Here is a 9,500-nt window from a genome sequence, read left to right on the forward strand (position 1 = left end):
CGCCGAGTGGCAGGTCTGCGCTACTTCAAGCCAGACCCCGACGCGGCGAAGAGACGGGCGGCGTCGGAGCGCGCTGGACGCATCCGCCATCTCGCTTGGCGGAATCGACTGAGCGGCGTTTGTCTCCATGGAAGGCGCCGCGACGTCGGCCGGCCTAGGACGACATCGTGCCGCCCGGGTGGCCTCGGACGCCGCGGTAGCCGCAAGCCTGCCGTCCACCGTCAGCTCACAGGCCCGGCGCGAGCAGGAGCCACACCCGTCCCATCAGGTGGTGGTGCGGGTGATGGTGACGGCTGGGTCCAGCTTGAAGTCGCCGGTGAGGGTGAGGGTGTCGCCGGCCTTCACGGTGCCTCCGAAGCAGCCGGCGGTGACGCTGGAGACGGTGCCGCTGGTGAGCTTGAGGGTGTGGGAGCTGTTGGTGTAGGTCGCGGCGAGCTTGTTGAGGTTGATCTGGCAGCCGGGGGTGCTGAACGCCACTGTGATCGGAATGCCGTCGGTGTTGGCGGCGGTGAGGGCGGTGGTGCCGGTGGTGGCGTTGTAGCCGGTCGCGGTGTAGCCGATGGTCCCGAAAGCGGGCGTGCCGCCGAAGAAGCTGCTCCGCGTGCCTTGGGAGTCCGCGCATGTGCCGACCACGTTGTTGGTCTTGACGACGACCGGGGTGGCGGCGGTGGACGTCAGGGCGGGAACCCAGCCGTACTGCCCCGCCCCGGCACAGGTGAACAAGGTCGTGCCGGCTGCCGTGCGCAGCGCCACGTCGGCGGTGGTCTTGAAGGCGGTGTCGGCGGTGGTGGTGACGTGCCACGTGCTCGTGGCGGCGTACGCGGCCGGTGCGGCCAGCGCCAGGGGCACGGTGGCCGCGGCGACGACGACCGGCAGGGCGCGGCGCGCGAGGAAGCGGCGCGGGGACGTGGCACCCGAGGGCGAGGAAGCGAAAAGCATGGGGGTGAGGCCTCCTTCGTTCTGCTCGGCGCCTCCGAACATTTCGAAGACCAACGAGCGGATCGGATCACGGTGAGACGTTCATGGGTCAGAGATCAATAGCCGGAGCCCGGCATCGTGCGCCGCGTCGCCGGGCACCTCGAGCGCGGCAACCCGCCGAAACTCGGTGAGATCACCTCATCGAGGGTTCTCATGTCCGACTAGGGCTTCATCGGTGCACGGGCGCTGGCCCCTGTTGGAGGCGCCACGCCCCGACACCGCACAGCAGATGATCAGTCGCCGCCCGAACTCGCTCGGGCGGTCGGCATTCCAGGTCAGCAGTGGTCGTCGGTCCCGTGCAGGTAGCACGAGTCGGTCTGCGACCCCATATCCGGGGAGTAGGCGTAGCCGATCGAGACCCCGCCCACAGAGAGCCGAGTTCGAGGTGGTACCAGGTGTTGCCGAACTACTTGCTGCAGTAGAAGTTCGAGGCGTAGTGCTGACCGTATTCGAGCTGCCAGATCTTGGTGGCCGTCCCGTAAGGACGCGCCTTGGACCTTTTCTCCTCTCCCGCGTGAGTACCGACGACCTCCAGCGGTACGAAGTGGGATCACCACTCGGCGCTGGCGCGGAGGTTGGTCACGACCGGCGCGCCGGCCGACGTACCGGAGGCCGCATTGGCGCGGACCGCCGATCGCGCGAGCGCAGAGGCGATGACCGGTGCAGCCGCTGTCGTGGCGAGAAGCGGTCTCCTCATGCGAAACCTTCCTTCCCGTTCGTAGCCCCACAGGGCCGGACTAGTCGAGGATGACAAGATTCATCCAGTTCATCGACAGCTGCTGACTTTATGATCGTCAAATGTCGCTTGTTGAAGTCGGGGAGCTGGAGACGTTCCTGGTCCTGGCCGACGAGCTGCACTTCGGGCGGACGGCTCAGCGCCGTCACGTCACGCCGCAGCGGATCAGCCAGCTCATCCGGACGCTCGAACGGCGCCTCGGGGGTGCGCTGATCGAACGCAGCAGCCGCCGAGTCGAGCTCACCGATCTCGGCAGGCAGTTGTACGCCGACCAACAGCCGCACTACCAGGGGGTCCGCGACGCGCTCCAACGTGCTGCCGCCACCGCACGCGGTCTCAGCGGTGCGCTACGAGCGGGCTATGTCAACGCGTTGTGGGGGCGGCTCTTCGTCGAGGCCGCAGACGCACTGCACACGACGCAGCCCGGCGTCCGGATCGTCGTGGTGGAGCTCAGGGGCGGGGACGCGCTGCAGCCGCTGCACAGCGGCGATGTCGACGTCATGTGCGCGAGTTACCCTGCCCACGAACCAGGCGTCACTGCGGGACCGGTCCTGCTGCGGGAGGATCCGATGCTGGTCACCAGCGTCGACCACCCGTTCGCCGCCCGCGCCAGCATCTCGCTGGCGGATCTGGCGACCGTCCCGCTGCTGAGCACGCCCACCATGCCGGCCGACTGGACGCTGTCCCGCTGCCCCAGCACCACCCCGAGCGGCGACCCGATTCCGAGAGGGCCGGCAGTGACCTCGGTGCATCAGGCACTCGCTGTCATCTCCCTCGGCCACGGGGCCTTCATCTTCGGCGACCGAACCATGTCCTATCACCGCCATCCCACGCTCGCGACCACGCCGGTGAGCGACTGCCCGCCACTGGAGTGGGGCTTGGTCCATCGGGACGGCACTCGAACACCACTACTCGACGCTTTCGCTGAGGTAGTGGGCAGTCTGGCGCACGATCCAATTCAAGGCGCCGCAATCGACCAGTTGTCTTGAAGCGCGAAGGCCACGCGTTCAGCGGCGCCACCGACAGGCCGCTGACCGCGCCCGGCTTCCGGTGGCCGATGACAACACCCGCCAGAAGTGCGGACCGGGCGCCTCGGCCGTTTCTTGTTCGGGTGTAGTTCCTGCTGAGCGACACTGTCGCCTGCGCGGACATGCGGCTTCGCGGAGAGGGCGTCACGTACCCGCGCACGCGCGCCTGGTAAGCACCCAGCTCACCCAATCCCTCAAAAGGAGCTATCCCCTTCTCGGAAACTCGGTCTGCGGCGCCAGGGGCCATCACAGCTCTTCGCCGGTCGGTCCCTCGGCGTCCTCCGCATCGCCTGCATCAACAACTGGCTGACCTGCCTTCGAAATACGCCCTAGCCGCGCCTGTCGTCTACTGCCGCCCAGCAGTCCAGCGCGAGGACGACCAGTTCCCACTGGTTTTGGTTCAGGGTCATCGTCGACACCTGGCCGGGCGCCGGCCGGGTGTCGAATCCCTTCACCTCATGCGGCCAGCCGGGGTTCTGGACCCAGCCCGCCTGCCGAATGCCGGAGCCGAGCTCGACCACGTTTCGGGGGTCGCCTCTGCTGGCCTCCACGCTGACCCCGTTGTCCAGGGGGGCGTCGATGACCAGCCATTGGCGAGTCTGCATCCGTACCCGATAGCTGGGTTTGTCGGAGGGGGCTCAAGAGAGCCCGCCCCGCCGATCGTGGAATACTGCGCTCCCCGGGCTGCTGTCAAGAGAGCGCAGAGAAGACGTTGATCGTGAGCAGTGCTGCCGGGACGGCGAGCACGACCGGGAGCGCGACCTTGTAGGCCGTCCTCCACGGGTCGTCCTGGGCAAGGAAAGCGGTGCTCAGGGCGCTGATGCCCCAGCCCGCGAGAGCCGCGAGGAAGACCTCGAGCAGGTGGTAGAACCCGGACAGGCCGTGTTCATTCACGTGCGGCATTACCTGGATGAACGCGCAGAACTCGGCGATTCAGATTAGAAGCGCCGCAAGGTGCCACAGAGCCCAGCCCCTGCTTGACCGTATCATACCGTCGCCCGCATTTCATTGCCCTCACGGCTGTCGCGGCACGATGGGCGACAGGGATGAGCGTACGGGCAGGTGACGCAAACGCCACTCCAAACCCCAGAGTCATCTCTCACCGAAACGTCGCGCCACCGGTACTCCGCCTTCTCCCGGCGCCAGGATTTCTGAAGGCCAGGAACATTGCTATCATCCAGCCGATGAATGTGGCACCGAAGAACAAGGTGAGCGGAAGAACGACCCAGCGCAGCTCAGCCCGACGATAGAATGCGATGACAGGAGGCAGTAGATAGATCGGCACCAGAATAAAAGCAAGAATCAACAAATCGAGAGAACTCGGGGTTCCCAAATCCGAATACCGTCTTTCTGGTTCCAGGGCCAGGGCCTATCGGTAGCGCCGGGCCGGGGGCAAGGTTTCGAGCGATCGGGCTTCAGCTGCCGACTACACCACCGTGAGCATCATGACCACCGAGGTCATGGTCGGGAGCGCACATGTTAACGCGGCCCAGTGGAAGGTGCGCCGGTGCGCGAGCATGCGAAATATCGAGAAACCGGCGAAAGCGATCAAAAACGACCATCCGTAACCAAGCCACGTGTAGCCGCTTTTGAGGCGGTCGATGCCCGTCTCATCCTCTCCCACGAACATGGTCGGCAGGACCGCCACATAGAGGGAAAAGAAGAACGCAGCGACAAGAGCGATGGTTCGTCCCATCGCCAGCAGAATCTTTTTACTTGCGCCCAACATCTGTCTCCTCTTGCATGACGATGAGCGCGCAAGGCTCGAAGCCAGGCCTACTCTCACGGAAGAGATATGAGATTAAGGGGGAAGATCCGTTCCGTCTACAGTCGAGGGTAGGCGGCCACCGCACGTGGGCAGCCGAACGGCTATGCTGCCACAAATGTAGTAGCGCCTGCAATAGGCGCTCTCGGGAGACCCATATCACCACCTCGAAGCCTTGCCCGCCCCTTGGACAACCCTTATTGACGCTTCCCCGCCGCCACAATCCGGGCCCAGATCTCCAGCCCCCCGTGCCCGGACCACCGCGACAACCCACAGGCGGCGCCACGCTCCGACCTTCCGCCCTTGACGTACCTGCACCTCCACAAGCCGCGACGTGGTGCTCAGAGACTGTGCCGATCCCTTGACCCGAGCTGCTTCAGGCGCAGAATCGTTAAGGTCGGCACGGCATCGCGGTGACAGGAGACAGCAGATGAAGAAGCTCGCCATCCGGACGGCCCTGGCCTTGGGAATCGGCCTGGCGTCCCTCACCGGATTCGCCGGAACCGCGACCGCTGCACCTGCCGGCCCCAACGGAGGCCCCGCCTGCATCGGCTGCTGGTAGCTCCCGACGCAGCTTCAGGACGAGAGGCCGCCTGCGACGCGTCCACCGGACCCTCTGACGATGCATGGGACGCACGTTTGCCGCCCTGACTCCCCTACGGCAGCTACGGACTCCGCGTCACAGGCGCTCCGGCGACGTCCCAACCCAGACGTCGACCACTTGCGGGACGCCGGGCACGAACAGGAGCCGTGCGCGGTGTGGACGGCGTTGGCCACGGCGGCGTTCGACGCGCTCGGACTCGGCCGTCACCGCGACACCGGCAGCCGGCATCGCCCCCGAACTGATCAACATCAAACCGGCACATTCACACCGAGCTCCCGCAGCCTCGCCACCGCCGCGGAAAGGCACAGCTCAGCGGTTGCACCGTCGGCACGCATGCCCGTCTCCAGCGGCACACCGCTGGCTGCGAAAGTTCAAGCCGCCGCTCCGCCAGCCGTTCCGCATCAAGCCTGAGCATGCCGCTCACGCCCTGCTCAGCGAGCCATTCCGGAGGTCAAAGGACCCGCTCACGGCAGGTCGAGCATCATGTCGAGCGACCGGGTGCCGTCCTGGCCGGTGAACGAGCCGACGTGACGGAAGCCGACTTTCTCATAGAAGCCGATGGCGCGGGTGTTGTCGGCCAGGACACCGCCCCAAAGGATGAGTCGGCTGCGGCCGAGCAGCCGCACGACCTCGGCAACGAAGGGGAACGCCCGCGTTGCTGCGCCGCGGTTTTGGTAGGCGTCGGCGAGGGTGGGGCCGAAGCGGCAGTCGGTCGCCTCGGTGAGGTGGACGCCGGCCGCGCGATAGCGCGCCATGTCCTCTGGGGTGATGGCCAGGCTCAGCTCGAACAGGCCGACGATCACGCCCGAGGACGGCTTTTGGAGAACCAGGCGGAGCTTGTCGTAGCGGGCGATCGCCTCGCACAGCTGCCGGGCCGTCGCCAGGTCGTACCCGTCGAACGTGCTGAACCGACGCGACCGGCTCGACAGCCCACCCAGGAAACCGGCCAGCGACTCGGCGTCGGCGTGGGTGAGCGGTCGCAGGACCAAATTGGCACCATCGCGCAAGTGCACCCGGTAGGTCAGGACGTGCGGTTCCTCCGCGATCTGCGTCAGTGTGAGCATCGTTCCCGCTGCCAGCTCCGGTGCCCCGTCGAAGAAGCCAAAATCACCTGATCGGCCTTCAGGTTAATGACCCGCCGCCTCATCTGCCGTCCGGCATCCAAGCCGCGGCGGCTACAGGAGGAACCCTTGCGCCTTGGGACGCCTTGAATCACCAGCAGGAACAGAAACTGCTCGCCATGTCGGCGCGCGACCAGGCAGTAAGGCGGATGAGCAACGCAGGGCGGCCTTCGACGGGCGTGTTCGTCGCCATTCCGGAGGCTGCTCCTCCCCCGCAAATCAGGAGGCTGCCTTCCCGCAGCCCGGACGGCGAAAGGCCGAGCCCGCCAAGGCTGCATCGAACACATCCTTGGCGGGCTCGGCTTTCGTTCTCGGATGACGCCGGAGTTCAGGTGGAGGTGGGCGGAGGTGGGAGGGAGATGAGGTGGGCGATGCGGGTGGCGGTGGTTTGGGTGGCGGGGGCTTGGAGGACCAGGGTGCAGCCGGGGAGGTCGGTCGGGGCGAGCTGGAACAGTTCGAGGTCGAGGCGTCCGGCGGCGGGGTGGTCGAGGGTGATGGTGGCGGGGCGGAATCGGCGGACGGGGTACTCGGCCCACCAGGCGCGGAACTGTGGGCTGGCCGCGGTGAGCGCCGTGATGAGCTCGGTGGCGCGGGGGTCGGCCGGACGGTCGGCGATGGCGGCGCGGAACTGGCTGAGGACCGCCCGGGCGGCTGCCTCCCAGCGGGTCATCATCGCCCGGTTCCCGAGGTCGGTGAACATCATCCACAGCAGGTTCCTGCGGTCGGTGGGGAGAGTGGCGGGGTCGGTGCGGACCCGGGCGTAAGGGAGGTTCCAGGCGAGGTAGTAGAAGTAGCGGTCGTACAGGGCGGCGAGGCTGGGCGCGGCGAGATCGACCAGCCGCTGGGCGCGGGCGCAGCGGCCGGCGTCCTCGGGCGGATCGGGCAGGGCGAGCCCGGCGAGCCGGCGCAGGTGGCGGTGCTGGTCGGGGTCGAGCAGCAGCGCCCGGGCGAGCGCGTCGATGACCTGCGAGGTCGCGGTGATGTTGCGGCCCTGCTCCAGCCAGGAGTACCAGGTGAGGCCGACCCCGGACAGTTCGGCGACCTCCTCGCGCCGCAGGCCCGGGGTGCGGCGCCGGCCGGAGGCGTTCCCGGTGACCAGGCCGACGTCGGCGGGACGCAGCCGGGCTCGTCTGGTGCGCAGGAAGGCCGCGAGTTCCGACCGCCGTGCAGCTTGCTGATCGCTCATCGGGCCCCCGACGCTGGTCGGCTGGGTGTCATCACCACTACCACCCACGATCCTCGCATTCTTCCTAGCCTTTCGATCGAGGGCTCGGATGAAGGAGGAGCGCATGGACACCGACGCCGTCCTGGTGATCGGCGCGACCGGGCAGCAAGGTGGCGCAGTGGCTCGCGCGCTGCTCGCCCGAGGGGTGAGGGTGCACGCGTTCGTCCGTGATCCCGCCGGTGCCCCGGCGCTGGCGCTGCAGGACGCCGGAGCGGTCCTGGTGCCCGGTGACCTGGACGATCGGCAGTCGCTGGAATCGGCGCTGGCCGGGGTCCGCCGGGTGTTCATGGCGCTGACCATGATGACCGGACCGGTCATCACCGCCGAGGGCATCGCGCTGGAGGAACGCCGCGGCAAGGCCGTCGCCGACCTCGCCGCGCGCGCGGGCATCGACCACCTGGTCTACAGCTCGCTGTCCGGAGCCGGCCAGGGCACCGGCATCCCCTACATCGAGGGCAAGGAGCGCATCGAACGGCACCTGCACGCGCGGAACCTGCCCGCGACCGTGCTGCGGCCGGTGTCGTTCATGGAGAACTTCCTCTCCTACAACCGGCCGGCCCTCATCGACGGCGAACTCACCGTCAGCCTGGCGATCGGCCCGACCACTCCGCTCGCGCTGATCGCGGTCGCCGACATCGGGCAGGCCGCCGCCCTCGCGTTCGCCCACCCCGGTGACTTGGTGGGACGGCACCTGCACATCAGCGGGGACCTTCGCACCGGTCCGCAGATCGCCGAGGTGTTCGGCCGCGCCGCCGGACGTCCGGCGCGTTTCTCCACGCTTCCGCTGGAACGCCTGCGCGCCTTCGACCCGCAGGTGGCGGCGATGTTCGCCTGGTTTGAGCAACGCCCCGCCCCCGAACCCGACCCGGCCCTGAAGGCTCACCGCTTCGAGCCGATGACCCTGGAACGGTGGGTGCGCTCGATCGACTGGCGACCGCCGACCTCCCCATGAGCCGACCCTCCCTCGAGCCGTCCTCTCCTTGAAAGGTGGCACGACATGACCGATGGACTGATCCTCGCCCCGGGCGCGGGCCGCGCCGTCCGCAACTCCGGCATGACGTTGAAGATCGGCGAAGGGACGTCGACCACCTGGTCGATCTTCGAGGCGGTCGTACCTGCGGGCTTCGACGTCGGCGCCCACCTCCACCACCAGGCCGAGGAGTTCTTCTACATCCTGGAAGGCGAACTCGACCTGCTCGCCTTCCAGCCCCACACCCCTTCACCCGACTGGCTCACCTGGACCTCGGCCGACGGCGCCCGGGTGACCCGGGGCGGTCCCGGCAGCTGCATGCACGTCCCCGCCCGCTGCCCCCACGCCTTCCACAACCCCGGTCCCGCCCCCGTCCGGATGCTGTTCCAGGTCTCCCCACCCGGCCACGAGCACTACCTCGACGAACTCGCCGACCTCCTCACCACCTCCCCATCCCCGGAAACCATCGCCGAACTCCGCACCCGCCACGACATCCACCAACTCACCCCGCTGATCCCCGACCGGCGCCAAAGCCGACCTCCCGTTCAGTGACGAGTTCCGACACCGCCACCGCACGGCAGACCCACCCGCACTCCGCGCCCACCTTCACCTTCGCGTGCCGTCCTCGGGGTCCGATCGTCGGCTGGACGCGGCGGGCGACGGCGAGCACCGTCGGCGCCGCGGGGCCGACGCAGAAACGCGTCGGCGCCCGTGGTCACAAACGAGCGGAAACCGGATTTCGAACACAAGGACCACCACGTCCGGCTGTCCCGTACGGCTCGTCCAGCCCGACGGGCCGCCTACGCCGTCCGGTGGATGGCGGAGGTGCGGTGGAGAGCGCGTTCACGTGTTGCCCCAATCGCAGGAGGGCCACCTTGAGGAGCGCTTGGCCGGGCAGCCAACGCGCTCGTTCGGAGCGGCCCCCGGTACCGCCGCTTCGGTTCGACGGAGCTTGGCTGAGGATCTACGAAAATCTGTTGTGATCAAGGTAGATTTTCGCGGGGAGGCCGGGTAGAGTTCCTGCCATCGACGACGAACAAGTCCATGAGAGCGGGCAGAGGACGAACTGCCCG

The 9,500-nt window shown here is 67.7% G+C and carries 11 protein-coding genes; 4 read left to right on the forward strand and 7 right to left on the reverse strand.

What is annotated here, in order from left to right; all coding sequences use genetic code 11:
* Positions 1 to 264: 264 nt before the first annotated feature.
* Positions 265 to 939 (reverse strand): hypothetical protein, encoded by a 675-nt coding sequence (locus ACFPCY_RS10425; RefSeq protein WP_378253732.1) that lies wholly within the window; start codon positions 937 to 939, stop codon positions 265 to 267.
* An 837-nt stretch (positions 940 to 1,776) separates the two neighbouring features.
* On the opposite strand from ACFPCY_RS10425, the gene ACFPCY_RS10430 reads away from it, so the two are divergent.
* Entirely contained in the window at positions 1,777 to 2,703 is a 927-nt protein-coding gene (locus ACFPCY_RS10430) for a LysR family transcriptional regulator (protein WP_378253734.1), read from the forward strand.
* A gap of 368 nt (positions 2,704 to 3,071) precedes the next feature.
* On the opposite strand, the gene ACFPCY_RS10435 is transcribed toward ACFPCY_RS10430, so the two are convergent.
* The 4 genes from ACFPCY_RS10435 to ACFPCY_RS10450 all read right to left on the reverse strand — a co-directional run bounded on the left by ACFPCY_RS10435 (position 3,072) and on the right by ACFPCY_RS10450 (position 4,471).
* Positions 3,072 to 3,347 (reverse strand): hypothetical protein, encoded by a 276-nt coding sequence (locus ACFPCY_RS10435; protein ID WP_378253735.1) that lies wholly within the window; start codon positions 3,345 to 3,347, stop codon positions 3,072 to 3,074.
* 85 nt (positions 3,348 to 3,432) lie between these two features.
* Entirely contained in the window at positions 3,433 to 3,645 is a 213-nt protein-coding gene (locus tag ACFPCY_RS10440; protein WP_378253737.1) for a hypothetical protein, read from the reverse strand.
* A 196-nt stretch (positions 3,646 to 3,841) separates the two neighbouring features.
* Positions 3,842 to 4,027: a superinfection immunity protein gene (locus ACFPCY_RS10445; protein WP_378253785.1), complete on the reverse strand. Its 186-nt coding sequence runs from the start codon at positions 4,025 to 4,027 to the stop codon at positions 3,842 to 3,844.
* Positions 4,028 to 4,168: 141 nt separating this feature from the next.
* Positions 4,169 to 4,471 (reverse strand): hypothetical protein, encoded by a 303-nt coding sequence (locus tag ACFPCY_RS10450; protein ID WP_378253739.1) that lies wholly within the window; start codon positions 4,469 to 4,471, stop codon positions 4,169 to 4,171.
* A 466-nt stretch (positions 4,472 to 4,937) separates the two neighbouring features.
* Here ACFPCY_RS10450 and ACFPCY_RS10455 point away from each other — a divergent pair, with 466 nt between their 5' ends.
* On the forward strand, positions 4,938 to 5,069 hold the full coding sequence (locus ACFPCY_RS10455) for a hypothetical protein (RefSeq protein WP_378253741.1): 132 nt from the start codon (positions 4,938 to 4,940) through the stop codon (positions 5,067 to 5,069).
* A gap of 506 nt (positions 5,070 to 5,575) precedes the next feature.
* Here ACFPCY_RS10455 and ACFPCY_RS10460 read toward each other — a convergent pair.
* Positions 5,576 to 6,175 carry a GNAT family N-acetyltransferase gene (locus tag ACFPCY_RS10460; RefSeq protein ID WP_378253743.1) on the reverse strand — a complete coding sequence of 200 codons (600 nt, stop codon included), beginning with the start codon at positions 6,173 to 6,175 and terminating at the stop codon, positions 5,576 to 5,578.
* A 385-nt stretch (positions 6,176 to 6,560) separates the two neighbouring features.
* Entirely contained in the window at positions 6,561 to 7,418 is an 858-nt protein-coding gene (locus ACFPCY_RS10465) for a helix-turn-helix transcriptional regulator (RefSeq protein ID WP_378253745.1), read from the reverse strand.
* Between the two features lie 103 nt (positions 7,419 to 7,521).
* Between ACFPCY_RS10465 and ACFPCY_RS10470 the strand changes: the two genes are divergently transcribed.
* Complete coding sequence (locus ACFPCY_RS10470) at positions 7,522 to 8,409, forward strand: NmrA/HSCARG family protein (protein WP_378253748.1); 888 nt, start codon at positions 7,522 to 7,524, stop codon at positions 8,407 to 8,409.
* 45 nt (positions 8,410 to 8,454) lie between these two features.
* Positions 8,455 to 8,979, forward strand: a complete 525-nt coding sequence (locus ACFPCY_RS10475; RefSeq protein WP_378253750.1) for a cupin domain-containing protein — start codon at positions 8,455 to 8,457, stop codon at positions 8,977 to 8,979.
* Positions 8,980 to 9,500: the final 521 nt, after the last annotated feature.

The sequence above is a fragment of the Actinomadura gamaensis genome, from assembly GCF_042652125.1.
In the GTDB taxonomy this organism is placed as follows: domain Bacteria; phylum Actinomycetota; class Actinomycetes; order Streptosporangiales; family Streptosporangiaceae; genus Spirillospora; species Spirillospora gamaensis.